The organism is Paraburkholderia caffeinilytica, assembly GCF_003368325.1.
GTDB classification, from domain to species: Bacteria; Pseudomonadota; Gammaproteobacteria; order Burkholderiales; family Burkholderiaceae; genus Paraburkholderia; species Paraburkholderia caffeinilytica.
The window spans coordinates 3,388,132-3,412,890 of record NZ_CP031467.1; the positions used below are offsets into that span (position 1 = coordinate 3,388,132).

The window sequence follows — 24,759 nt, forward strand, 5'->3', positions numbered from 1 at the left end:
GGCTCCCCGGTCGCGCTGGTTGTCGGTGTCGTTCGGTTCGCGGTGTTCGCGGCCTGGTATCGCGCTGCATGGCTGTGCGCGCGTCACGTGAATCATCGCATCTGGACGGTTCTCGCGAGAGGCGGGCTGCTCGTGTGGGTCGCGACATCCCTCGCGCAAGTTCAGCACCGTTGGTAGCCTGACGACGAGTCCCACCTTCTTCGATCAGCCAATGCCGCTGCGCATTCGCAAATTCTTGCAAGGTGGGAGTATTCGAATGGCTATTGAGTTTGACTCGTTATCAATTGGCCACGAAACCAGACCCACGAACTGAGCGTAGCGTGCAGCCCGCGATCTACGGATGAGCCTTGCCCTGGTTCGCGCCCAAAAGCCGAACACAGCGCCAAAAAAATCCTCGCATAAGCATAAAAACAAAATAAACAAACTTGCTCTAAACTACCTGCCGCCCCAGTCAGCCTAGTAGAGAGCAAGAAACCAATGCCCACACCCCCAGCCGACCCTGCCGGCGACCCTAACTTCAGCTTACCAAAACACCCCGCATTTCAGCGTTTCTGGTGCACCCGTATCCTCTCGTCACTATCGTTCCAGATGCTCGCCGTGGCGATGGGCTGGCACATCTACGCACTAACGCATAGCGCCTTCGCACTGGGTCTCGTCGGCCTCGCCCAATTCCTGCCGATGTTCGCCCTGACGCTCGTAGTCGGTCACGTCGCCGATCGTTACGACCGTCGCCGGATCGCGGCCATCTGTCAAAGCCTCGAAAGCGTCGCTGCGTTGCTATTCGCCTTCGGCACCTTCGGTGGCTGGATCAGCGCGCCGGTTATCTATGTGCTGGCGGCATGCGTGGGCGCGGCCCGCGCTTTCGAATCGCCTGCGGTTGCATCGCTGTTGCCGGGCGTCGTGCCGCGCGGGCAATTGCCGAAAGCGACGGCATGGGCCACCTCCGCGAATCAAACCGCCCAGATCGCAGGCCCGGCGTTGGGTGGCCTGTTGTACGGCGTCGGTCCGGGCGTAGCCTACCTCGCGTGCATGCTGTCCTTCGCGGCGGCCGCTGCCACGGTGTGGGCCATCCCGTTGCAGGCCAAACTGGCGAGCCGCGCGCCGGTAACGCTCAAGTCAGTGTTCTCGGGTATCGCTTTTATCCGCAAGGAGCCTGTGATACTCGGCGCACTGTCGCTCGATCTGTTTGCCGTGCTGTTTGGCGGCGCGACTGCACTCCTGCCGGTTTTTGCGCGCGACATCCTGCACACCGGGCCACTCGGGCTCGGCCTGCTGCGCTCGGGTACCGCCATCGGCGCGCTCGCGGGCACCATCTGGCTCGCGCATTTTCCACTTCGCAACCGCCCGGGCGCCGCGATGTTCGGCGGCGTGATTGCGTTTGGCGCAGCCACGGTGGTGTTCGGTCTGTCGCATCAATTTTTCGTATCGCTCTTCGCGCTCATGGTGCTGGGCGCGTCGGACACGATCAGCGTGGTGGTGCGCCTGTCGCTCGTGCAACTGCGCACACCTGACGACATGCTGGGTCGGGTCAGCGCGGTCAATTCGCTTTTCATCGGGACGTCGAATCAACTCGGCGAATTCGAATCCGGCGTGACGGCAGGGTGGTGGGGCGCGCAACCGGCCGTACTGGTGGGCGGCATCGCGACGATTGCCGTTGCCCTGTTGTGGATGCGGTTCTTTCCTGAACTCAAGCGCACGCGCTCGCTGGAACGGGAAGAGGCGCTGGCGCCGACTCATTGATCAAGGCGTTGCAGGCGGAAATCTCGCAATTGCGCGCTACATCGCTCGCATGATTTGGCGTGCGCTTCGACCCGCTATGATGGTGGCAACCTTACTCGGCCACCCTCATCATGCGGATCGCGCCTTTGCCCCGCTTGAATGCCTGATCGCATTCGAACCGGCTGCGCGGCCGCACGACCAGCGGAGATTTGTATTGCGCCAAAGACGAACGTAGAATCGCTCGCGTCATCATGATTGATAGCGATCGCGACGACTCAAGCGATCAGGAGGGGGAGCGAACATGACTTTGCGTGAAACCGGGCCGATTGCGGCGACTGTCTATCGCGGCGAAGCGATTGAGAACACACATATCGCCCATATCGCGGTGGTTCAGGCCGACGGCCGCTTGCTGTATTCATTCGGCGACCCGTCACGCATCACGCTGGCACGCTCCGCGGTAAAGCCCGCGCAGGCCTTGGCTGTCGTCGAGACTGGCGCGCTCGAGCGTTTCGGTTTCGATGAAACGGACCTCGCACTCATGTGCGCCTCGCACAGCAGCGAGCCGCGCCACATCGAACGCACGCGGCAGATGCTGGCCAAGGCGCAGGTCAGCGAAGCCGATCTGCGTTGCGGCGGCCATCCCCCGCTGTCCGACGCCGTGTATGTCGACTGGCTGAAGCGCGATTTCAAACCGGACGCGGTGTGCAGCAATTGTTCGGGCAAGCATGCCGGCATGCTGGCCGGGGCGCGTTCGATCGGCGCGACGATAAGCGGTTATGAACTGCCGGAGCATCCGTTGCAGGTACGCGTGAAGCATACCGTCGCCGAGGCGTGCGACTTGCCGGACGACGCGGTACAATGGTCGCTCGACGGTTGCAATCTGCCGACGCCGGCGTTTGCCCTCGACCGACTCGCCCGACTGTTCGCGAAGCTTGCTGCCGCCGCGGACGAGACTTCGTCTTCCGCTGCCGCGTCTTCCTCTTCTTCGTCCATTTCGCCACGCACCGTTGCGCTCGCACGCATCTATCGTGCGATGGCGGCGCATCCGGAGTGGGTGGCAGGCGAGGGGCGTTTCTGTACCGTTTTGATGCGGGCGTTCGATGGTGCGCTGATCGGCAAGGTCGGCGCGGACGGCAGCTACGCGATCGGCGTGCGGTCATCCCGGCAGACTGCCCGGCTCGGCGCGGACGGTGCACTCGGCATTGCGGTGAAGGTGGAGGACGGCAACATTGGCGCGCTGTATGTGATCGTTGCCGAACTGCTTGCGCGGCTTGATATCGGCAGCCCTGAGCAACGTGCGCAATTGGGCGCGTTTCATGCTCCGCCGATGGTCAACACCATGGGCATCGAGGTCGGTCATCTGGCATTTTCGCTTGCGCTCGAAGCGCATTTACGCCGCGAGGCGTGAAGACAGGCCGGGCGTTGCAGCCGGTTAAGCGTCGTCTTTCTTGAAGCGACTTTGTATGGCCACCAGTTGATCGTCGCTGGTGGCCACGATCCACAGACGGGCGCGCTCGGTCATCAGGCGATTGTGATCTTTTAGCACGCCCATCGACACGGCGGTTTTCCACGCGACGGGCGCCGCGCGACTGGTTCTTCCGGAGGGCGTGCCGACCAGCAACGCGTAGGGTCCGAGGGGCAGCGAGACGAACGGCATGGCCGGCTTGACGCGCACGCGCCAGTCGATGAAGGGTGAGTCGCTGAAGAGAAGCGGCGTGGGCAGACCATGGAGTACGGTGAAGTCGTAGAGCGCCAACTGTTCGCGCATGGGAGCATAGACCCGGCGAATATCGTCGACGAGCGCCGCGCGGATTTCGTCGTCGAACATCGCTTCCTGGGTGTAGTGGTCGACGGCTTGCAGCGCGTCGTGCTGGTAGGCGCTGAAGACCGCCAGATCGAGGCAATCGTGCACCGCGCGTTGGACTTCCGCGGCGGAGCCGGCTTCTTCAGGTTTGCCGAGTTGCGCGGCGCGGAGGAAGCGTGCGAGGGCGGCATCCTGGGTTGACGGGCCGGTGGCGTGCGGGTCGTCGATGGCGTCTTTGTCTAACGGGACGTAGAGGTATTTTTCTGCCGCGAAGCGGGATTTCTTGCCGTCATCGAAGGCGATTTCGCCGGTGGCGCAGTTGATGTAGCGAGTGCCGATGTGGCCGTGTTCCCACACGTAGTTTTTCAGGAAGGGGCGCAAGGGGTGGAGTGGGTCTGGTTGTGGCATTTTTTGTTTGCACTCCGTGCGGGTTGGGGTTGGGGTATGGTCACATAGAATTTGGGTTTTTATGGTTTTTTTTGCCTGCGGCGCGGGTTGTTTGGCTGGATGCCTGTGGTGGTGGTCTTTCCTTGATCTGGTTGCCGGTTTTGTCTTGTTTGTCTGTGTGCGTACGGCTTTGGCCTTTCCTTGAGTTGCTAGTGGCCTATTAGCGTTCGCCCCTGTGCGGGGCAGGCACTTACTTCTCTTTGCCGCCGCAAAGAGAAGTAAGCAAGAGAAAGCGGCTCACACCGATCATGCTAAGCGGGCACCGTGGTTTGCAACGGGTAGTGGTGCATCTGGAATCTGTGTTCGTGCCCCTGCCTGTGCGTGTGACAAGGGCGTCATACTTCCGGCGGCGCTGCGCGCGCCGAAGAGCACCTCATAAAACCACCCGCTACGTTTCGCACTCGCGTTTCGCGACCGTGTAGTGGCTCGTCATTGCACCGCCACCGCCACCGCCGTCACTGCAACTGCGACTGGAAGGGGAGCCGCGGTTGCGACTTTGGTCGTGGCGGTGATTGTGACCGGGGTTGGGACGATGATTGCAGCACGCCGGCAGATCATTTGAAGTGGGGGTTTCCGGGGTGAGGGCGGAGGCGTGTCGCCGAGGCGAAGCCGATGGCTCCCACTGAGTCCAAACGGAGCCGCTGGTTTCCCATGCAGACCCGTCCGCGACGCACGCAGTGCGGAGTGGGAGCTGATGAGCCCTTTGTCACTGGCGCATGAAGGTGCGAGGGCACGGATTCCAGATGCACCACTACCGTGTGCGGGCTACGGCGCCCGCTTAGCATTGGCGGTGTGAGCCGCTTTCTTTGCCTACTTTCTTTGCGGCGGCAAAGAAAGTAGGTGCCTGCCCCGCACAGGGGCGAACGCTAATTGACCACTAACAATTCAAGGAAAGCCCAACACCGTAAGCACACCGACAAACAAGCACACAAACAAACACCCGCCGCGCAGGCAAACAACTCAGGCAAAGCCCCGCACCGCAGGCATAGAACCAAACAACCCGCGCCGCAGGCAACCCCCCCACTCCTTCAAACCGCCCCCTCCGCCGCAGGCACCCCACTCAACGCATTCCGAATAGCATTAGCCAGCTCAGCGGCTGCAAACTTGGCCACATACCCATTCGCTCCGGCATTCTTCACATGCGCCTCATTGGCGGCGCCCGTCAAAGAAGAATGAATAATCACCGGAATATCCCGGGTCCGCTCGTCAGCCTTGATCTGACGGGTCAACATGAACCCGTCCATCTCAGGCATCTCGAGATCGGTCAACACCAGTGCAATACTGTCCTTCAACCGGGTGCCGTTCGACTGCGCTTCATGCGCCGCTTGCTGCAACGTATTCCACGCCTCTTCGCCGGTCTTGGTCATCACGTAATCCGCGCCGATCGCGCTCAACGCCTGCTCGATCAGCTTGCGCGCAAAACCGGAATCGTCAGCGGCGAGAATCTTCGCGCCAGGACGGATGCCAAGCGCATCACCCACGGCGGCCGGGTCGACGCTCGGATGCTGTGACGGAAACACGTCGCGCAACACCTGCTCCACGTCGATCACCTGGGCGAGCCGCGAATCGCCGGTGTTGCCATCGATACGGGCAATGCTCGTCACCAGATTGCCGCCGGCCGCGCCTTCGGCGGAGAGCACCTGATTCCACTCGAGCCGCACGATGTCGTCCACTTCCTCGACCGCAAAAGCCTGCGTCGAACGCGCGAATTCCGTCACCAGCAAAATGTTCAAGCCGCGCGTCGGTTCGCAGCCCATCAGGCGCGGCAAGTCGATCACGGGAATGATCTGGCCGCGAATGTCCACCGCGCCCATCACGAAAGGCGAAGAACCCGCAATCGGCGTCACCGTCGGCATCGTCGAGATTTCACGCACCTTGAAAACGTTGATGCCGTAAAGCTCATGCGCGTCGCTGCCGGGAACCGAGCCCAGTCGATACAGCAACAACTCGAATTTGTTGGAACTCGTCAGATTGCTGCGTTCGTCGTTCGCGCGGTGGTCTACTGCCATCGAAACTCTCCAGGGATTGCGGTGCGAGTGGTGCGCCATGCATACCGTTCGTTCGGCCCTGGCGCGTGCCCTACCTCTTTGTTATCGGCGCAGCAGCAGGAAAGTTCAGCGAATTCAGGCGGTTTGCCGATGCTTTCTGGTTAACACCCAGTCGCTATTCGGGGCAGGAAGAGGCCGGCGGCCCTACAGCAAAAACAGGTATTTCGTATGAAGGTTACCTAACGTTACAGAAGCGACAGCATGGTTTCACATGCTGCGTAATGCGCCTCCTAGAATGCACAGCGATAAGAGCGTGGCGTCGTTAGTCACTCGCAAGCAATTTGCAAGGTATCAGTGCAATCGCATGCCGTGGCCAGGGCGCACTCGCATTGCCGTCGTTTCGCTTCCACTCCAAGGAGAACGTATGATCCGCTTGCCTCTCGCCGCCATCACCAGTGCCTGCATGGCCAGCCTTATGGTTGTCGCTACCGCGGCCAGTGCTCAGACCGCGGCCGCGCCGGATGGCGCGCGCCTTCATGCCGCCGACCAGGCGTTCATCACCGATGCGACCAAGGCTGTCGCCACGCAACGCGATGCCGCGCGCATCGCCACGTCGCGTTCCACTGACCGGGACGTGAAGGCATTTGCAGAACGCGTGTCGAACGACAACGCGAAAATCTCCGACGCGTTGCGCGCCGCGAGCCCGCGCGGCGTCGACGTGCCGAAGAACGATCCGGACACTGCGGTGCTCGCGAGCATCAATAACCTGCGTGGCGCCGACTTCGACAAGACCTACATCGAGCAGGTCGCGCTCGCCGGCGAACAGAAAGCGCTGTCGGCCTTCCAGGCGGAAATCGCTTCGGGCCGCGACGAACAACTGAAGGACGCGGCGAAAAAGGCGCTGCCGACCATCCAGGAGCACTATGCGATGGCTCAGGAGCTCGCCAAGCGTAAGCATCTGACGGCCCAGTAAGCCGGACACCAGGCACAGTCCGAGTATTGAACGCGCGTCGCGTTGCGGCGTGACGCGCGCCTCCGGCTGGCAAAAAATCGGCTTCCAATAGCGCCTCCAAAGAGCGCCTCCAAAGAGCGCTTTCAAAGAGTGCCTCCCAAACCAGCAGCACCCCTCTCGCTCGCGCACAATCAAGGCTCTTTGCACGCAGCGGACCGAACGCGTTATTTTCGGCGATAATCGGCTTCGTTCTTTCTGGTCTGACCTGCTCGGCTTCCCGCGCAACTCAGGCAGCCTGAAAGCGGTTTCCCGACTCCACACGCATTCGATCAAAGCTCACCTCATGAGCAAGCCTGCCAATCTCCCGCAACAGTTGGACCACATGCTTCGGCAAGCCGTCGCGCTTCAGCAGAATGGCGCATTCGCCGAGGCCGAAGAGCTCTACCGTGAGATCCTCGAACTCAAGCCACGCCATTTCGAGGCGCTGCAATTGCTGGGCTCGCTCGCGCTGCAAGCGGGTCGCGTACACGAGGGCGTCGAGTTCCTCAGAAAGGCGCTTGCCATCAATGCAAAGCAGGCGCCAATCCATTCGAATCTCGCCTATGCGCTCAATGCCTTGCAGCGCTTCGACGAAGCGCTCGCGAGCGCCAATCGCGCGCTCGCCTTGCAATCCAAATTCCCGGACGCACTGAACAATCGCGGCAACGCGCAAGCCGGCCTGAACTTGCCGCTCGAAGCGCTCGGCAGCTTTGATCGCGCGATCGCCTTGATGCCGGATTTCGCGCAAGCCTGGAACAATCGCGCCTGCGTACTGCGCGATCTGGACCGTCCCGCCGACGCCCTGGCAAGCTGCGATCACGCGCTCGCATTGCAGCCGACCTATCCCGACGCGTGGAGCAATCGCGGCAATGCGCTCAGCGATCTGAATCAGCCGAACGAGGCGCGGCAAAGTTATCAGCGTGCGCTCGAACTTGCCCCCGCGTTTGCCGATGCCTGGAACAACCTTGGCCTGACCCAGGTCGATCTCGGTGAGCACGCGCAAGCGTTGCAAAGCTATGAGCGCGCACTGACCGTCAATCCCGCCGCAGCCGAGACGCATTGGAACCAGTCGTTGTGCCTGCTGCAAGTGGGGCAACTGGAAACGGGATGGAAGGAATACGAGTGGCGCTGGGAGCGTAGCCGGATCAAGGCAGGCAGGCGCACCTTTCTTCAACCGCTCTGGCTGGGCGATTTTTCGATCGACGGTAAAACCATTCTGTTGCACGCTGAGCAGGGTCTCGGCGATACGCTGCAGTTCTGCCGCTATGCCAGGATGGTGTCGAAGCTCGGCGCGAAAGTCATGCTGGAAGTACCGGGCGAGTTGATGCGGCTCATGTCCACCCTCGACGGTGTGGATCAATTGATCGAAGCGGGCCAGGCACTGCCGCCGTTCGATTGTCACTGCCCGCTGCTGAGTCTGCCGCTCGCGTTCAGGACCGATCTCACGACGATTCCGTCAACGACGCCTTATCTGTTCGCCGACCCGCAAGCAACGCATGAATGGCACGAACGTATCGCTGCACGAGCGGAAGGGCGCCTGAAGGTCGGACTCGTGTGGGCTGGCGGAAACCGGCCGCATGTCGCCGAGCTCCGCAAGAACGACGCACGCCGTTCGATCACGTTCGAGCGGCTCGCACCGATTCTCGATGTGCCGAACGTGCAGTTCTTCAGCCTGCAAAAAGGACCGTCCGCGCTTCAGTTACCGCGCAACGATTCGCATCCCGACGTCGTCGACTACACCGAGGAGCTCAAGGACTTCGCCGACACGGCGGCGCTGGTGGAGAACCTCGATCTGGTGATATCGGTGGATACGTCCACCGCGCATCTGGCAGGCGCACTGGACAAGCCGGTATGGATTCTGAACCGCTTCGACACGTGCTGGCGCTGGATGCTCGAGCGCACCGATACGCCCTGGTATGCACAAGCGAGGTTGTTCCGGCAGCCGGCATTGGGCGATTGGGACAGTGTGATTCGAAGCGCACGTGACGCGTTGGTCGAGTTGGGCGCCGTGAACGACACTATTGCTCGTTGAAGACACGGCTCTAACTGTGTGTTAGCCACGATAGGTGAGCGCAGCACGCTTCGCTGCGTTGCCGGGACGGCGCGCTTTGATCGGCGCGACTGCAGGCACCGCGCGACGAGCCGCGCGGCACGTTTGCCCGGACGCGCGTAGACTGAATGTCCGTTTATCGACGGCTAGGCCAGGAGAATGATCAATGGAATACAGACATCTGGGTGCATCGGGTTTCAAGGTGCCGGTACTGAGTTTCGGCACGGGCACATTCGGCGGCAAGGGCGAATTTTTCCAGGCGTGGGGCGCCACCGACGTCGCCGAAGCGCGTCGCTTGCTCGACATCTGTTTCGATGCGGGCGTCACGATGTTCGACAGCGCGGACATCTACTCGAGCGGCGCTTCCGAGTCGGTGCTCGGCGAAGCGCTCAAGGGCAAGCGCGACAAGGCGATCATCTCGACCAAGGCGACTTTCCGTTTCGACGACGGTCCGAACAATGTCGGCTCGTCGCGCTTTCATCTGATCCAGGCCGTGGACGCGGCGCTCAAACGTCTGCAGACCGATTACATCGACCTGTTCCAGTTGCACGGTTTCGACGCCAGGACACCTGTCGCCGAAGTCATGTCGACGCTCGACGATCTGGTGCGCGCCGGCAAGATCCGCTACACGGGCGTATCGAATTTCTCCGGCTGGCATCTGATGAAGTCGCAGGACACCGCCGATCGTTATGGCTATCCGCGCTACGTCGCGAATCAGACCTACTACTCGCTGATCGGCCGCGACTATGAATGGGAGTTGATGCCGCTCGGCGTCGATCAAGGCGTGGGTGCGGTGGTGTGGAGTCCGCTCGGCTGGGGGCGTCTCACCGGCAAGATCAAACGCGGTCAGCCGTTGCCGGAAACGAGCCGTTTGCATAAAACCGCCGACATGGGGCCGCCGGTGCCGGACGAGTATCTGTTCCGCGTGCTCGATGCAATCGACGAGGTCGCGGCCGAAACCGGCAAGACCGTGCCGCAAATCGCGCTGAACTGGCTGCTGCAGCGGCCTACCGTATCGACGGTGCTGATCGGCGCGCGTAACGAAGAGCAGTTGCGACAGAATCTCGGTGCAGTGGGCTGGAATCTGACGGCCGAACAGGTGGCGAAACTCGACGCCGCCAGCGCTGTGCGTCCCGCGTATCCGTACTGGCATCAGGAAGGCTTTGCCGAGCGCAATCCGAAGGCGGTTTAAGCGCACTGGTTTGGCGTTTTGAGCATTGCGCCGAAGTCCGTGCCGTCGATCTCCATGACATAGCGATGATCGGTGGTGACGGATGCGCCCGGAGGCTGCGGTTGCGCATCGCATGCGGCGATCGGAAACCGCAACATCGCGGCGCAAGCAATGGTGATTGAGGGTTTCATGCGCGTGTGTGTTCAAAAGCGGTAAAAGAACAAGGGGACGTCAAGGCGCGGTCATCGCCCTTGACGTCCTTCGTCGCCGTGCTCAACGCTTGATCTTCGCTTCGAGCAGATCGCCCATGCCGATTCGCCTGGCAAACTCGATGCGCACGCGCTCCGAGACGTCGAGTACTTCACGCGCGCCGTCACCGACGAAATCGATCACCGAGCGCATCGGCCGCTCGCCCGAAGGCAACGAGACGATCCGCACAATTTCATCGGCCACGGCTTGCGGATCGGCGTTGTCCGGTGTGAGTTCGGACAGGCGCTCGCCGATCTGATCCATCACGCCGTCATAGCGTGCATACGCAGCGGCGCGTTCGGTATCGGCAGGTTTGCCGGCGCTCGGAAAGTGCGCGGTGCCGCGCGTGAACGCGCCCGGCACCACGATCGAGGTTTCGATGCCGAAGCGCGCGACTTCATAGGCAAGGGTCACGGCCAACGAATCCATTGCCGCCTTGGCCGCGCCGTAGGGGCCGAGGAACGGAGGAAAACCGCCCTTGGTCGTGGTGCTGCTGATCCACACGATCAAGCCCGCTTCCTGCTGGCGCAGATACGGCAGCACCGCACGGTTCACGCGCTGCGCACCGAACAGGTTGGTGTCGAACACCTTCACCATCTCTTCGGGCGTGAACGCTTCGCTTGGGCCGACCACCAGATGTCCCGCGTTCTGCATCACCACGTCGAGCCGTCCTTGTTCGCGGACGATCGTCGCGGCGGCGGCATCGGCGGATTCTTGCGACAACACGTCGAGTTCGAGCGGATGCAACTGGATGTTTTTCGCTTGGGCGAATGCGCGCATTTCGTCGGCGCGCGGCTTGTTGCGTCCTTCGACATCGCGCATCGTCGCGTAGACGATGTGGCCGGCTTTGGCCAGCGATTGCGCGCTGAGCTTGCCGATGCCCGTACCCGCGCCCGTCACCAGGATGACGTTCTTCTGCATGTGTTTTCTCCGGTTCGATGAAAGCGATACGACTTTCAAAGGTGTTGTGAGAGAGGCTCGTTACGCGTTTTCACGCGCCGTTAAGCCAAGCCGCCGTTGGCGCGCAGGATCTGGCCATTGACCCAGCCTGCGTCCGGACCGGCGAGGAAGGACACCACCGAGGCGATGTCGTCCGGTTGGCCGAGGCGTTGCAGCGGCGGCATTCTGGCGAAGGTCTGGATCTGTTCGTCAGTCTTGCCGTCGAGGAACAGCGAGGTCGCGATCGGACCCGGCGCTACTGCGTTGACGGTGATGTTGCGGCCGCGCAGTTCCTTGGCGAAGACGTGCGTGAATGCTTCGACGGCGGCCTTGGTGCCGTTGTAGATCGCGTAGCCTGGCATGTTCAGCGCGAGCGTGGTGCTCGAGAAGTTGACGATGCGTCCGCCGTCGTTCATCCGTGCGGCCGCTTCGCGCAGGGTGTTGAAGGTGCCGCGCACGTTGATGTCGAAGGTCTGGTCGTACAGCGCGTCGCTCGTGTCGGCGAGCGGCACCGTCTTCAGCACGCCGGCGTTGTTGACCAGCACGTCCACTTTGCCGAGGTGCTGTTCGGTAGTGTCGAACATACGGCGCACGTCGTCGGCATTCGAGACGTCGGCCTTTACGGCAATGGCTTTGGCGCCAGCCGCGGTGAGTTCCGCGACCAGCGCATCGGCTTCTGTCGAGCTCGACGCGTAGTTGACGGCAACCGCAAAGCCGTCCTTGGCGAGGCGTTGCGCAACGGCGGCGCCGATGCCGCGGGATGCGCCGGTGACGATGGCGACTTGAGAGTTTTTGATCGTGTTCATGATTCGTTTCCTTCTGCGAGTGGGCTGGTGAGGTGAATCTTGGTCGCTTTCTTGGTAGAGATAATCGCGTTAGACTTGCCTTCATCATTCCATTTACTTTAATAATTGGCAGGCCGCCGCGAGGGCGTCAACCATGGACCGTTTCGAGGAAATGCGGGTGTTTGTGCGGATCGCCGAGCGGCAGAGCTTCACGCGCGCTTCGGACGATTTACAGATTCCGCGCGCCACCGTCACCAACCTGATGAAGCGCATGGAGCAGCGGCTAGGCGCGCGGCTTCTCGAGCGCACCACGCGCTCGGTGCGCCTCACGCACGACGGCGAGGCGTATTACCGCCGCTGCGTGCGGTTGATCGCCGACATGGAGGAGGCCGAGGGTTCGTTTTCCAACCTCGCGCCGAAGGGCCTATTGCGCGTGAATTTGCAGGGCACCCTGGCCCGGCACTTCGTCGTGCCCGCGCTGCCGGCGTTTCTCGCGCGGTTTCCCGGCATCGAACTGACGATCGGCGAGGACGACCGGCTGGTCGATCTGGTCCGGGAAGGGATCGATTGCGTGTTGCGGGCGGGCAATCTGCAGGATTCGTCGATGGTGGGGCGGCGCGTTGCGCAGTTGCCGCAAGTGACAGTGGCGAGCCCGGCGTATCTGGAGAAGTATGGCGAGCCGGCCGACCCGGCGGCTTTGTCCGCGCATCGGGCGGTCAATTATCTGTCCAGCGCGACCGGTAAGCCGGTGCCGCTCGAATTCAGAATCGACGGCCGCGATACGGCCATGTACCTGCCGTCGGCGGTATCGGTGACCGGCGCCGATCTCTACACGGGTTCGGCGGTGGCCGGACTCGGCATCGTGCAGGTGCCGCGATACCGTGTGGCCGAAGAACTGGCGTCGGGGCGGCTGAAGATCATCCTCGTGGACTTTCTGCCGCCGCCGATGCCGGTTTCAGTGCTGTATCCGCAGAATCGCCAGTTGTCGTCGCGGGTGCGGGTGTTTGTGCAATGGCTGCGCGATATTTTCGAGGCGGCTGGGGCGCGGTGCGGATAGGGCGATCGGCGCGTCACGCGCGAGCTGTCCGTGCTTTTGTGCAAGCCGCGCTGCGTATCGTGGGATCATACGGGCCGTGCTGGGCGATACTGCTTTTTGCACGGTGCGAAATAACAGGAGCAGGGCGATGATCGATGGACTGGTGGGCGGGCGCTTGTACGGCGAGGCGCAGATCCGTACGGGGCAGAATGGCAAGCGCTTTGTGACCTGCAAGGTCCGGGCGACCACCAATGACGGCGATACGATTTTCGTCAACGTGATTGCGTTTGATGATGAGGTGCAGGGTGCATTGCTTGCGCTGGGTGATGCGGATAGTGTCGCGCTGAGCGGGGCGTTGACGCCCAAGGTTTGGACCGACAAGAATGGGTTGATCAAGCCTGCTGTGGATATGGTTGCGTATAGGGTGCTTGTGGGGTATCGGGGGGAAGGGTAAAGGTTTTTTTGCCTGTGCGGGGCGGGCACTTACTTCTCTTTGCCGCCGCAAAGAGAAGTAAGCAAGAGAAAGCGGCTCACGCCGATCTTGCTAAGTGGGCACCGTGGTTTGCAACGGGTAGTGGTGCATCTGGAATCTGTGTTCGTGCCCCTGCTTGCTCTGGTGACAAGGGCGTCATACTTCCGGCGGCGCTGCGCGCGCCGAAGCGTACTTCCGAAAACCGATCGCTGCGTTTTTGTGCTGACACCTCATTCGGTGCGGTGGCTCGGTGTGTATCGCCTCAATTGCTCTCGTCATTTCGGTGTTTTATTTGAAGTGCGAAATTTGGACTCGCGCTTGTTCGACTTGGCGATAAATCGGAGATCGAGAAACGATACTTCGAATATTCCAGAGCAATCTCGCATTCAGCACCTCGCCGAGGCGAAGCCGATGGCGCCCATCACGCTTGAACGAAGCCGCTGGTTTCCCATGCAGATCCGTCCGCGACGCGCGCAGTGCGGAGTGCTGAGTGCTGAGTGGGAGCTGACGATACCTCGGTCACCAGCGCACGCCGGTTAACCCATTGCAAAACGCGGACAAGTGTTGCCGTGGGCAAACATTCGGTAAGCGCCCGGCCAGGCATAAACCCGCTATTTCGCGGTTAATAACATCCTGAAGCCCCCAAAGCATCCTAATATCAAGGCGAATTGAAAAACGACGGGGGAAGCCATCATGTATCGTCATCGTTCGCTGGGTGTCGTGACAGGCGCGTCGCCGCTCGCCGGCGTCGACGTGTTGAGCCGGATGACCGCGGCCTGGCGTCGGCCCGGCGCGGTCAAGCCGTTCGATTTCGTTCTCGAGCAGCAAGCGTGGCAAGGGCCGGCAACGCCAGGCGCCGCGAGCGCGCTATTCAAGATCCACGTATTCGACACGATTCGCACCTTCGAGAAGCGCGGCGTCGATGCGATCGTCTTGCCGTGCTTCCTCAGTCACACCTTCATCGACGAACTCTCGGCGAACGTGGCGCCGCCGATCGCCAACATCATGGCCGCGCTCTCGGCGCACGTGCGGCAGGCTTTTCCGTCGGTCCGCCGTGTCGGTGTGCTGACTTCCGGCACGATTCGCGGCAACGGTCTTTTCGAACGCTATTTCGACAGTGCGCGGTTCGACGTGCTGCATCCGCGCGACGAAGCGGGCGTCGATCGCGTAACCAGCGCGGTGTATGGCGAAGAGGGCATCAAAAGCGGGCATCTGTACGGCCGGCCGGTCGAGTTACTGCGTGCGGCCTGCGCGGATCTCATTGCGCAAGGTGCGGAGATCATCGTACCCGGGCTTGCCGAAATCCCCTTGGTGGCGCGCACACTCGGCACGCTGGAAGTGCCGTTCGTCGATTCCAATCTGGTCTATGCGCGCTACGTCGCGGCGGCGCACTATGCGCAGCCGGAGCGGCGTTTCAAGGTGGGCGTGCTGGGCGGTGTCGGTCCTGCGGCCACGGTCGATTTCATGGCGAAGCTGGTGCGCAACACACCGGCCGCGCGCGATCAGGACCACATCAAGGTCATGGTCGAACAGAACCCGCAGATTCCGGATCGCACCGAGGCGCTGCTCGGCAACGGCGACGATCCGACACTCGCGCTCTACGCCGCCTGCAAGACGCTCGAAGAGGGCGGCGCCGATCTCATCGCGATTCCGTGCAATACGGCACATGCGTTCGTTGAACGGATTCAGCCGTCGTTGACCATTCCGATCGTCAATATGCTGACCTGTACCGCCGATTATCTGCGCGACGCATTCCCGAGCTTGCGTGAAGTCGGTGTGCTGGCCACCTCGGGCACGCTGGCGAGCCGGGTCTACGAGAAGGCGCTCGCTGCATGCGGTTTCGTGCAGATCGCGCCGGCCGCAGCCGCCCAGGCACGGCTCATGAACGCGATTTATGGGCCACGTGGCGCCAAGGCGGGTTGCACGTCGGGTGAGTGCTGTGACGACGTGGCCGCCGCGGTGGATGACCTGATCGCGCAAGGTGCGCAGATCATTGTGCTGGGCTGCACCGAGTTGCCGCTGCTGCTGCACGGTTCGACGCTGGTGCGACCTGGCGGGACGGTGCGGCTTGTCGATCCGGCGGAGGTGTTGGCAAAACGCTGTGTGGCTTATGCGCTGGGCGAAAGCGAAGCGACGCAGGGCGCTTTGGAACGGGCGGCGCCGGTGACGGGGCGGTTCAACGCGGAAAGCATTTTCGGCTAGCGGCGGCCAGATCCGGCGGGCTTCGGTTTGCTTCGGCTTGCTTAAATTTGCGCGCGCCGCCGCCGCGCCGCGCGGAAAAACCTCATCATTCTCTCTCTGCACCGCCACTTTCCGAAGGCTGCGCAGTTCCTCTGAAGCGGCGCAGCGCTTGCGGATCGGCTGATCGGGGCGTGCTCTGTGCGTACTCTGCGCCGCCCTTTCTGGCCCGGCGGGCTGCGAAAGCGCAACCGCGCCGTGTCATGGAAAACTGTATAAATATACAGTATAGTATCCCCCTGCAACCTGGCCTTTGGCGTGTCCTTCCGCCAGCCGGGTGTCCCGAACTTGCGCGGTCGCGAGGCGTCCGTGAGAGGTGGCCCACTCATTCAGACGGTCGGAAAAATTGGCATCTAACGGAATTATCCGCATTCGCGGCGCGCGCCAGCACAACCTGAAGAACGTCGATCTCGATGTGCGAACCGGCGAAATGACGGTTGTCACTGGGCCGTCCGGTTCCGGCAAGTCGAGCCTCGTGTTCGACACGTTGTACGCCGAAGGGCAGCGGCGCTACGTCGAAACCTTCAGCGCCTACGCCCGGCAGTTTCTCGACCGCATGGACCGGCCGCAAGTCGACCGGGTCGACGGCGTACCGCCTGCCATCGCGATCGACCAGACCAATCCGGTGCGCAGTTCGCGCTCCACCGTCGGCACCATGACGGAACTCAACGATCACCTGAAGCTGCTCTACGCGCGCGCGGCCGAGCTGTTCGATCGCAAGACCGTCCTGCAGGTGCGCCACGACACGCCCGAAACGATCTATGCCGAGCTGCTCGGGCGCACCGCGGAGCATGATCCGCGGCTGGTCGTCACGTTTCCGGTCGAGTTGCCGGACACCGCGTCCGAGCAGGAAGTGGAGCAATGGCTCTCCGCGAGCGGTTACACGCGTGTGCAGGCGCAGCGCGAAGTCGATTCGCCCACCGGCAAGCGCAAGCTGCTCGACGTGGTGGCCGACCGCTTCCGTTTGAGCTCGGTCGACAAGCCGCGGGTGGTCGAAGCTATTGAAGCATCGCTCAAGCGTGGTGGCGGCCGCGTCAATATTTACGTGCTGCCTGCCGCGCCAGAAGCGTCAGACGCGCCGGAAGCCAAAGAAGCCGAGCCGCAAATCTGGCGTTTCTCGACCGGTCTGCACAGCCCCGAGAGCGACCTGCGCTACGCGGATCCGCAGCCGGCGCTGTTCTCGTTCAACTCGGCCTACGGCGCATGCGAAGTTTGCCGCGGTTTCGGCCGCGTGATCGGCGTCGACCTCGGGCTGGTGATTCCCGACGCGCGCAAGACGCTGCGCGACGGCGCGATCAAGCCGATGCAAACGCCGGCGTGGAAAGAGTGCCAGGACGACCTGATGCGTTACGCGGCGAAAGCCGATATTCGCCGCGGTACGCCTTGGGGCGAGCTGACGGATGCCGAACGCGACTGGGTCATCAACGGCTCGCCGGACTGGAACGGCAAGTGGCAAAGCCATTGGTACGGCGTCAAACGCTTCTTCGAATATCTCGAATCGAAGGCGTACAAGATGCACATCCGCGTGTTGCTGTCGAAGTACCGCAGCTATACGCCGTGCGAAACCTGTGGCGGCGCGCGTCTGAAAACGGAATCGCTGTTGTGGCGCCTCGGCAGCAAGCAGAATGCGGACGAGGTGCTGGCGGCCGGGAAGCGCTTCATGCCGCGCGGTGTCGAGTGGACGCGTGCGCAACTCGAGTCCTTGCCGGGCCTGACCGTGCACGATCTGATGCTGATGCCGATCGAACGCATCCGGCGTTTCTTCGACGAGATCAGCCTGCCCAGCGCCTTGCTCGACGACGCACTCAAGCTGTTGCTCGCCGAAGTGCGCACGCGCCTCAAATATCTGTGCGACGTTGGCCTCGGGTATCTGACGCTCGACCGGCAAAGCCGCACGCTGTCGGGCGGCGAAGTGCAGCGGATCAACCTGACCACGGCGCTCGGCACGTCGCTGACCAAAACGCTGTTCGTGCTCGACGAGCCGAGCATCGGCCTGCATCCGCGCGATCTGAACCGGATCGTCGAGGCAATGCACCGGCTGCGCGACGCGGGCAATACGCTGGTGGTGGTCGAGCACGATCCTTCGGTGATGCTCGCGGCGGATCGTCTGATCGACATGGGCCCGGGGCCAGGCGAGCGCGGCGGCTCGATCATTTACGACGGCGCGCCGGAGGCAATCCGCTCGTCGGGCACGCTGACCGGAGAGTACCTCGGTGGGCACCGGCATGTGGCGGACGCGGCGCACTGGTCGCAGCGTCCGGTGGATGACAACACGCCGCGCATCCTGCTCGAGGGCGCGACCGAACACAATCTGCGCGACGTCACCGTCGAGATTCCGCTGCAGCGGCTCGTCTGCGTGACGGGCGTGTCGGGCTCCGGCAAGTCCACCTTGCTGCAGGATGTTTTGTATCCGGCCATGGCGCGCCACTTCGGTCTCGCCACCGAATCGCCCGGTGCGTTCAGGAACCTGACGGGCGCCGATCAGGTCACCGACGTCGTATTCGTCGACCAGTCGCCGATCGGCAAGACCGCGCGCTCGAATCCAGCCAGCTATGTGGGCGCTTTCGACGAAATCCGCAAGCTCTTTGCCAAGGCGCCGCTCGCGCAGCAACGCGGTTACGGCCCCGGCATGTTCAGCTTCAACTCCGGTGAAGGGCGCTGCCCGACTTGCGGCGGCTCGGGCTTCGAACACATCGAAATGCAGTTCCTGAGCGACGTCTACCTGCGCTGCCCGGATTGCGATGGGCGCCGCTATCGCGCGGAACTGCTCGAAGTCAAAATCGAGCGTGGCGAGTCGCCGCGTGCTTTGAGCATTGCCGACGTGCTGGAACTGACGGTAAGCGAAGCCACGGCCTACTTCGCCAGGGATGCCGAAGTGTTGCGCGTGCTGCAGCCCATCGTCGACGTGGGGCTCGAATACGTGAAGCTCGGCCAGCCGGTGCCCACGTTGTCCGGCGGCGAAGCGCAGCGGCTCAAGCTGGCCGGTTTCCTCGCGGAATCGGCACAGGCGCGCACCGCGCGCAGCGCGAAGCAGCCGGTCGCAAAACGCCTGTTCATGTTCGACGAGCCGACCACCGGCCTGCATTTCGACGACATCGCCAAGCTGATGCAGGCGTTCGGCAAACTGCTGGCAAGCGGACATTCGCTGATCGTGATCGAACACAATCTCGACGTGATCCGTGCGGCCGACTGGCTGATCGACCTCGGTCCCGAAGGGGGTGACGGTGGTGGCAGGGTGCTCTGCGCGGGGACGCCGGAAGACGTCAAGCGCTGTCCGGAATCGCATACCGGCGAGGCGCTGCTGCAGTACGACCGCGCCATGAGCGCGGCGAGCGAACCGGCGTCGCAAGGTATCCCGCTGCAAAAGGCACTAAGCGCGGCGCGTGCGCGGCGGGTGATCGAAGGCGAGGACGTGGTGCGCATCGTCAATGCGCGCGAGCACAATCTGAAATCGCTGGACGTGGATATTCCGCACGGAAAATTCAACGTGATTACCGGTGTATCCGGGTCGGGCAAGTCCACACTGGCTTTCGACATTCTGTTCCATGAAGGGCAGCGCCGTTACCTCGAATCGCTGAACGCATACGCACGGTCTATCGTGCAGCCGGCCGGGCGGCCCGAGGTCGACGCGGTGTATGGCATTCCGCCCACCGTTGCGATCGAGCAGCGTTTGTCGCGCGGCGGTCGCAAGAGTACGGTGGCGACCACGTCGGAGGTATGGCACTTCCTGCGTCTCTTGTATGTGAAGCTCGGTCTGCAGCATTGCATCCACGACGGTACACCGGTCACGTCGCAAAGCGTCGAATCGATTGCGGCGCAATTGCTGCGCGATCACAAAGGGCAGCATGTCGGGTTCCTCGCGCCGCTGGTCGTGAACCGCAAGGGTGTCTACACCGATCTCGCCAAGTGGGCGAAAGCGCGCGGCAATACGCATCTGCGCGTGGACGGCGAGTTCGTGCCGGTGGATCCATGGCCGAAGCTCGATCGTTTCCGCGAGCACACCATCGAATTGCCCGTGACCGACCTCGTCGTCTCGCCGGATAAGGAGGCGGAGCTGCGCCTCGCGCTCGATCAGACGCTGGAAATCGGCAAGGGCATCATGCATCTGCTGGCGCCGCTCGACGGATTGCACGACGCGATCAGCGGCGGCCAGCCCACGGCGAAACTCGGCGCGGTGAAGGTGCTGTCCACCAAGCGCGCCTGCCCGGTGTGCGGCACGAGCTATCCCGAACTCGACCCGCGCATGTTCTCGTACAACAGCAAGCATGGCTGGTGTACGACATGCGTCGGCACTGGCCTCGCCTTGACGCGCGAACAACGCGCGGCATACGACGACACGGTGATCGTGGACGACAATCGCGGCCGCGAGCAGAGCTTGCCTTCCGAGGAACAGGAACCGGAAGGTCTCGTCGACGAACCGTGTGCGGATTGCGCCGGTACGCGTCTGAATCAAACTGCACGCGCGGTCACGTTCGGCGAGCAGGCCATCGTCGACGTCGCGCAATGGACCGTGTCCGACACGCGCGCGTGGATCGACACGCTGGAGATGAGCGGCCGGGACGCGGAAATCGCGCGCGACGTGATCAGCGAAATCGGCAGCCGCCTGCAATTTCTGGAAGAAGTCGGGCTCGGTTATCTGAGTCTCGATCGCGCGGCGCCGAGCCTGTCGGGCGGCGAAGCCCAGCGCATCCGGCTCGCCGCGCAACTGGGCAGCAACCTGCAAGGCGTGTGCTACGTGCTCGACGAGCCGACCATCGGCCTGCATCCGCGCGACAACCAGATTCTGCTCAACGCCTTGCGCAAGCTGGGCGAGAAGGGCAATACGCTGGTGGTGGTCGAGCATGACGAAGACACGATTCGGCGTGCCGATCACATCATCGATATCGGGCCGGGCGCGGGCAAGCGCGGCGGCACGCTGATCGCGCAGGGTAGCGTGGCTGATTTGTCGGCGCAGCCCGATTCGCTGACCGGGCAGTTTCTCGCTCGTCCGATCGTGCATCCGTTGCAGCCGCGCCGGGAAGTGGTCACGCCGACCAAACGCACAGCTGCGGTGCCGAAGAATTGGTTGACGGTGCACGGCGGCAAGCTGCACAACTTGCAGAACGTTACCGTCGGCATTCCGCTTTCACGGCTGGTGGCGGTGACGGGGGTGAGCGGTTCGGGCAAGTCGACGCTCGCCCGTGACGTGCTGATGGCCAATTTGCTGGATGCGGTGGGGCGCTCGGTGCTGTCGTCGCCGGCCACGCGGCGTGCGCGTGCGGCCGCCGAGACCCGGCCGGAGGCGAACCGGCGTTCGAGCGTGTTGGCGCGTACGGCGCCGCGTGCGCCGCTGAACGTCACGCATGCCTGGCAAGGGTGCGATTCGATCACCGGCTGGGAAGCCATCGACCGCGTGCTCGAAGTCGACCAGACGCCGATCGGCAAAACGCCGCGGTCGTGTCCGGCAACGTACATTGGCGTGTGGGATGCGATCCGCAAGCTGTTCGCCGGCACGCTCGAAGCGCGCGCGCGTGGCTATACGGCATCGCGTTTCTCGTTCAACACTGGCGAAGGCCGTTGCCCCGCCTGTGAAGGACAGGGCGTGCGCACCATCGGCATGAGTTTCCTGCCCGACGTGAAGGTGCCGTGCGACGTGTGCCACGGGCAACGCTTCAACCCGGAGACGCTGGCGGTCACGTGGCGCGGCAAGAATATCGGCGACGTGCTGACCATGGAAATCGACGAAGCCGTCGAGTTTTTCGCACCGATTTCGAACATCGCGCATCCATTGCAATTGATGAAAGATGTCGGACTCGGTTACCTCACGCTCGGCCAGCCGTCACCTACCCTGTCGGGTGGCGAAGCGCAGCGTATCAAGCTCGTCACCGAGCTAAGCAAGGTGCGCGACGACATCACGCGGCGCGGTCAGAAGCCGCCACACACGCTGTATGTGCTGGACGAACCGACGGTCGGCCTGCACATGGCCGACGTCGCAAAGCTGATTCGCGTGCTGCATCGTCTCGCGGACGGTGGTCATAGTGTCGTCGTCATTGAGCACGATCTCGATGTGATTGCCGAAGCGGACTGGATCATCGATCTCGGCCCGGAGGGCGGTGTGGGTGGCGGCACCATTGTCGCTGCTACGGATCCCGAAGGATTGTCTCGCGTCGCCGCAAGTCACACCGGCGCGGCGCTGCGCCCCGTGCTCGCGCGTACGCGGAACGACGCGACAGTCGTTGCGAGCGAGGGAACGAACGGGTGAGACAAAGGAGCGGCGCAATCAGATTTGCGCCGCTCCCGGTTTACCCGCTTGGGCAGGAGAGTCGCATGCGCGGAGCGGCGCGCAAGCCATCCGCGTATGCGTTTTGCCAACCTCTTCAATATCGTCGGGATTATGTAATTTTTGGAATGATTTTGTAATTGTAAAATCGGCGTAATTGAAATTTGCATTTAGAGTGTCGTAAATACCGCTAAAAAGATTTTCAAACGCTGTTTTCCTTCTGCTATCTTTTCGCCGTCGACGTCGCCCCTTGGCCGACGCTCAACCATCACGTTAGACGGCCTGTCCGCGATCCGCCCCGGTTGCGAGCAATCCCAACGAAAGGCCCACCCAGCGGGCTTTTGCGCCACTTACCATTCGCGATCCGTCGGCAGCTCATGGCGTGCTATGGAAGGCCGCGCGAGCGGCTGCATCCCAATTGGCGAGCCGCGAAAGGCTCGCTCGTCTCTGTTCGACGCACGCTTATTCTTTTAAAGCGACGCGAATACGGCATTAGTTAGAGTGTTCTCTCTAAACTTAGTATGCTGCCATCAAAAAAAGTTTGACCCCGCATTTTTTGTCCTGCTATTGTTGCCTCCCATGAAATGCAGGTGACAAACGCGCAAAAAGTTCATGAGCCGCAGCGCGCTTCGACCAAATTGTCTTCAGCATGTTCATGCCAGACGGAAATGAGCTTGTCGAATTTAATCTATTAGTAGTTCTACCTAGATTGTAGATCGACTGATCTGAAGTGCCGTCGCGACGTCTCACAGCTATACCCGTGACACTGCATCAGGGTTGGGCCCTACGCCATAAATTTTGGACTACAAATCGAAGACTGGGGCGATTGTCCAAAGTGAACGTTGTTTGCCGTATGTAAGCGCACTGCAGTTACAGAAATGGACGGCTCACGCCGGAGGAGTAAAGGTGGGTACGAAAGTCGAAGGGCAATTTCCGGCAGCAACGGCCCGTATGGAGAGGCCAGGGCGTCCACGTGAGTTTGGGCGTAAGCAGCAAAACCCAGTGCGCCGCTTCGGCGGCATCGCAGTTGTTCTGCTCCTGCATATCGTGCTGATCTATGCACTTATCAATGGCCTTGCCACCAAGGTCGTGCAGGTCATCCAGCATCCAATCGAGACCAAAATCATCGAGCCGGTGAAGCCGCCTCCGCCGCCGCCGTTGCCCACCGTGCAATTGCCGCCGCCGAAGTTCGCACCGCCGCCGCCGCCGTTCGTGCCGCCGCCGGAAGTGCAGGTGCAAACGCCGCCGCAGCCGAGCATCACGCACCAGGCCGCACCGGTCGTGTCGGCACCCGCCGTGGCGCCAGCACCGCCGGCGCCTCCCGCGCCGAGCAAGCCCGTGAGCGCCGAAGTAGGGGTCGTGTGCCCGAACTCGGATCAGATCCGTTCGTCGATTCGCTACCCGAAGGAAGCGCAGGAGAACAACGTGACGGGCGACGTGCTGATTGAATTTGTAGTCGACCCGCAAGGCCATATTACGAATGAACGTGTTGCCAAGTCGGCAGACGATTCCTCACTCGACCGCGCGGCCTTCAACGCGGTCAAGCAGTTCACGTGCGTTTCCCAAGGCCAGGCTGTCCGTGTGCAAGTTCCGTTCTCGTTTAACCTGAACTGAAACCCCACGGGCCGTTCGGTACCGGTAGCGATTTATCAGTCTTGGTTTAGAAGTTGTACTAATGAACTTGGAGCAGGCATGAAGAAGCGTACTCTCGCCGCATTGGCGGCAACCATGTTGTTCGCCGTAACCACGGTGGATACCTTTGTGGCACCGCAAATGGCCCACGCGCAAGCGAGCGACGCGACCGCGTCGGCTGCCGCCGCCACCACAGCCACCGCTGCACCGCAAACGGCCGCCCCGGCCGCAGACGAAGCGACACCGCCGCCGGCGCCGGCCACGTCTGAAACCGTGAATAACCCGTACGGTCTCAGCGCGCTCTGGAAGAACGGTGACTTCGTTGCACGCTTCGTGCTGATTCTGCTGGTGCTCATGTCGATGGGCAGCTGGTACATCATGATCACCAAGTTCTTCGAGCAGTTCCGTGCGAACCGTCGTGCGAAGAGCGCCGACGAACAACTGTGGACTGCGCCGTCGCTGGCCGAAGGCACGAAGCTGCTCGACGAAGCGTCGCCGTTCCGCTTCATCGCCGAAACGGCCATCGAGGCAGGCGAGCACCACGACGAAGCATTGCTCGAAGCCGTCGACCGCAATACGTGGATCGATACGTCGGTCGAGCGTGCGATTACCAACGTGTCGAACCGTTTGCAAGACGGTCTGGCTTTCCTCGGCACGGTCGGCTCGACAGCGCCGTTCGTTGGTCTGTTCGGTACGGTGTGGGGCATTTATCACGCGCTGACGGCAATCGGTATCGCGGGCCAGGCTTCGATCGACAAGGTCGCGGGTCCGGTGGGCGAGGCGCTGATCATGACCGCGATCGGCCTTGCCGTCGCCGTGCCGGCGGTGCTTGGCTACAACTTCCTGGTTCGCCGCAACAAGTCGGTGATGGAGCGTGTTCGTGCGTTCGGCGCGCAACTGCACACCGTCCTGCTCGCCGGCAGCCGGCGCTCGGCGCGCGCTTCGGCTCGTCAAGCATCGCTGGTCCAATAAGCGGAGT

15 protein-coding genes are annotated in these 24,759 nt (G+C 62.2%); 11 read left to right on the forward strand and 4 right to left on the reverse strand.

Going from position 1 to position 24,759, the window contains the following annotated elements:
• The first annotated feature begins 477 nt into the window (after positions 1-477).
• On the forward strand, positions 478-1,740 hold the full coding sequence (locus DSC91_RS31505) for an MFS transporter (protein ID WP_115782427.1): 1,263 nt from the start codon (positions 478-480) through the stop codon (positions 1,738-1,740).
• A 280-nt stretch (positions 1,741-2,020) separates the two neighbouring features.
• Positions 2,021-3,127 (forward strand): asparaginase, encoded by a 1,107-nt coding sequence (locus DSC91_RS31510; protein WP_115782428.1) that lies wholly within the window; start codon positions 2,021-2,023, stop codon positions 3,125-3,127.
• Positions 3,128-3,151: 24 nt separating this feature from the next.
• On the opposite strand, the gene DSC91_RS31515 is transcribed toward DSC91_RS31510, so the two are convergent.
• Together DSC91_RS31515 and DSC91_RS31520 are read right to left on the reverse strand one after the other, a co-directional pair.
• Positions 3,152-3,931 (reverse strand): hypothetical protein, encoded by a 780-nt coding sequence (locus DSC91_RS31515; protein ID WP_115782429.1) that lies wholly within the window; start codon positions 3,929-3,931, stop codon positions 3,152-3,154.
• A gap of 1,067 nt (positions 3,932-4,998) precedes the next feature.
• Positions 4,999-5,979, reverse strand: a complete 981-nt coding sequence (locus DSC91_RS31520; protein ID WP_115782430.1) for a chemotaxis protein — start codon at positions 5,977-5,979, stop codon at positions 4,999-5,001.
• Between the two features lie 403 nt (positions 5,980-6,382).
• On the opposite strand from DSC91_RS31520, the gene DSC91_RS31525 reads away from it, so the two are divergent.
• The 3 genes from DSC91_RS31525 to DSC91_RS31535 all read left to right on the forward strand — a co-directional run bounded on the left by DSC91_RS31525 (position 6,383) and on the right by DSC91_RS31535 (position 10,191).
• Positions 6,383-6,931, forward strand: a complete 549-nt coding sequence (locus DSC91_RS31525; RefSeq protein WP_115782431.1) for a DUF4142 domain-containing protein — start codon at positions 6,383-6,385, stop codon at positions 6,929-6,931.
• Between the two features lie 322 nt (positions 6,932-7,253).
• Positions 7,254-8,981, forward strand: a complete 1,728-nt coding sequence (locus DSC91_RS31530; protein ID WP_115782432.1) for a tetratricopeptide repeat protein — start codon at positions 7,254-7,256, stop codon at positions 8,979-8,981.
• A 184-nt stretch (positions 8,982-9,165) separates the two neighbouring features.
• Positions 9,166-10,191, forward strand: coding sequence for an aldo/keto reductase (locus tag DSC91_RS31535; RefSeq protein ID WP_115782433.1), 1,026 nt, complete (start codon positions 9,166-9,168; stop codon positions 10,189-10,191).
• A 252-nt stretch (positions 10,192-10,443) separates the two neighbouring features.
• Here DSC91_RS31535 and DSC91_RS31540 read toward each other — a convergent pair whose 3' ends face one another.
• Together DSC91_RS31540 and DSC91_RS31545 are read right to left on the reverse strand one after the other, a co-directional pair.
• The gene (locus tag DSC91_RS31540) at positions 10,444-11,340 is read right to left on the reverse strand and encodes an SDR family oxidoreductase (RefSeq protein ID WP_115782434.1); all 897 of its coding nucleotides are present in this window, start codon (positions 11,338-11,340) and stop codon (positions 10,444-10,446) included.
• 80 nt (positions 11,341-11,420) lie between these two features.
• A complete protein-coding gene (locus DSC91_RS31545) occupies positions 11,421-12,164 on the reverse strand; it encodes an SDR family oxidoreductase (RefSeq protein ID WP_115782435.1) in 744 nt (247 codons plus the stop codon).
• 133 nt (positions 12,165-12,297) lie between these two features.
• On the opposite strand from DSC91_RS31545, the gene DSC91_RS31550 reads away from it, so the two are divergent.
• From DSC91_RS31550 to DSC91_RS31575, 6 genes are all read left to right on the forward strand, one after another.
• Positions 12,298-13,200, forward strand: a complete 903-nt coding sequence (locus DSC91_RS31550) for a LysR family transcriptional regulator (RefSeq protein WP_115782436.1) — start codon at positions 12,298-12,300, stop codon at positions 13,198-13,200.
• Between the two features lie 127 nt (positions 13,201-13,327).
• A complete protein-coding gene (locus DSC91_RS31555) occupies positions 13,328-13,633 on the forward strand; it encodes a single-stranded DNA-binding protein (RefSeq protein ID WP_115782437.1) in 306 nt (101 codons plus the stop codon).
• 711 nt (positions 13,634-14,344) lie between these two features.
• Positions 14,345-15,853, forward strand: coding sequence for a cysteate racemase (gene cuyB / locus DSC91_RS31560; RefSeq protein WP_115782438.1), 1,509 nt, complete (start codon positions 14,345-14,347; stop codon positions 15,851-15,853).
• A gap of 382 nt (positions 15,854-16,235) precedes the next feature.
• Positions 16,236-22,130 (forward strand): excinuclease ABC subunit UvrA, encoded by a 5,895-nt coding sequence (gene uvrA / locus DSC91_RS31565; RefSeq protein WP_115782439.1) that lies wholly within the window; start codon positions 16,236-16,238, stop codon positions 22,128-22,130.
• Positions 22,131-23,099: 969 nt separating this feature from the next.
• On the forward strand, positions 23,100-23,762 hold the full coding sequence (locus DSC91_RS31570) for an energy transducer TonB (RefSeq protein WP_115782440.1): 663 nt from the start codon (positions 23,100-23,102) through the stop codon (positions 23,760-23,762).
• 78 nt (positions 23,763-23,840) lie between these two features.
• Positions 23,841-24,752, forward strand: a complete 912-nt coding sequence (locus DSC91_RS31575) for a MotA/TolQ/ExbB proton channel family protein (protein WP_115782441.1) — start codon at positions 23,841-23,843, stop codon at positions 24,750-24,752.
• Positions 24,753-24,759: the final 7 nt, after the last annotated feature.

What these genes read in the sequence shown, in the direction of transcription:
- DSC91_RS31525 (WP_115782431.1), top strand. Translation starts at nt 6,383, where the DNA reads ATGATCCGCTTGCCTCTCGCCGCCATCACCAGTGCCTGCATGGCCAGC.
- DSC91_RS31575 (WP_115782441.1), top strand. Translation starts at nt 23,841, where the DNA reads ATGAAGAAGCGTACTCTCGCCGCATTGGCGGCAACCATGTTGTTCGCC.
- DSC91_RS31510 (WP_115782428.1), top strand. Translation starts at nt 2,021, where the DNA reads ATGACTTTGCGTGAAACCGGGCCGATTGCGGCGACTGTCTATCGCGGC.
- DSC91_RS31520 (WP_115782430.1), bottom strand. Translation starts at nt 5,979, where the DNA reads ATGGCAGTAGACCACCGCGCGAACGACGAACGCAGCAATCTGACGAGT.
- DSC91_RS31530 (WP_115782432.1), top strand. Translation starts at nt 7,254, where the DNA reads ATGAGCAAGCCTGCCAATCTCCCGCAACAGTTGGACCACATGCTTCGG.
- DSC91_RS31515 (WP_115782429.1), bottom strand. Translation starts at nt 3,931, where the DNA reads ATGCCACAACCAGACCCACTCCACCCCTTGCGCCCCTTCCTGAAAAAC.
- DSC91_RS31550 (WP_115782436.1), top strand. Translation starts at nt 12,298, where the DNA reads ATGGACCGTTTCGAGGAAATGCGGGTGTTTGTGCGGATCGCCGAGCGG.
- DSC91_RS31505 (WP_115782427.1), top strand. Translation starts at nt 478, where the DNA reads ATGCCCACACCCCCAGCCGACCCTGCCGGCGACCCTAACTTCAGCTTA.
- DSC91_RS31570 (WP_115782440.1), top strand. Translation starts at nt 23,100, where the DNA reads ATGGAGAGGCCAGGGCGTCCACGTGAGTTTGGGCGTAAGCAGCAAAAC.
- cuyB (WP_115782438.1), top strand. Translation starts at nt 14,345, where the DNA reads ATGTATCGTCATCGTTCGCTGGGTGTCGTGACAGGCGCGTCGCCGCTC.
- DSC91_RS31535 (WP_115782433.1), top strand. Translation starts at nt 9,166, where the DNA reads ATGGAATACAGACATCTGGGTGCATCGGGTTTCAAGGTGCCGGTACTG.
- DSC91_RS31555 (WP_115782437.1), top strand. Translation starts at nt 13,328, where the DNA reads ATGATCGATGGACTGGTGGGCGGGCGCTTGTACGGCGAGGCGCAGATC.
- DSC91_RS31545 (WP_115782435.1), bottom strand. Translation starts at nt 12,164, where the DNA reads ATGAACACGATCAAAAACTCTCAAGTCGCCATCGTCACCGGCGCATCC.
- DSC91_RS31540 (WP_115782434.1), bottom strand. Translation starts at nt 11,340, where the DNA reads ATGCAGAAGAACGTCATCCTGGTGACGGGCGCGGGTACGGGCATCGGC.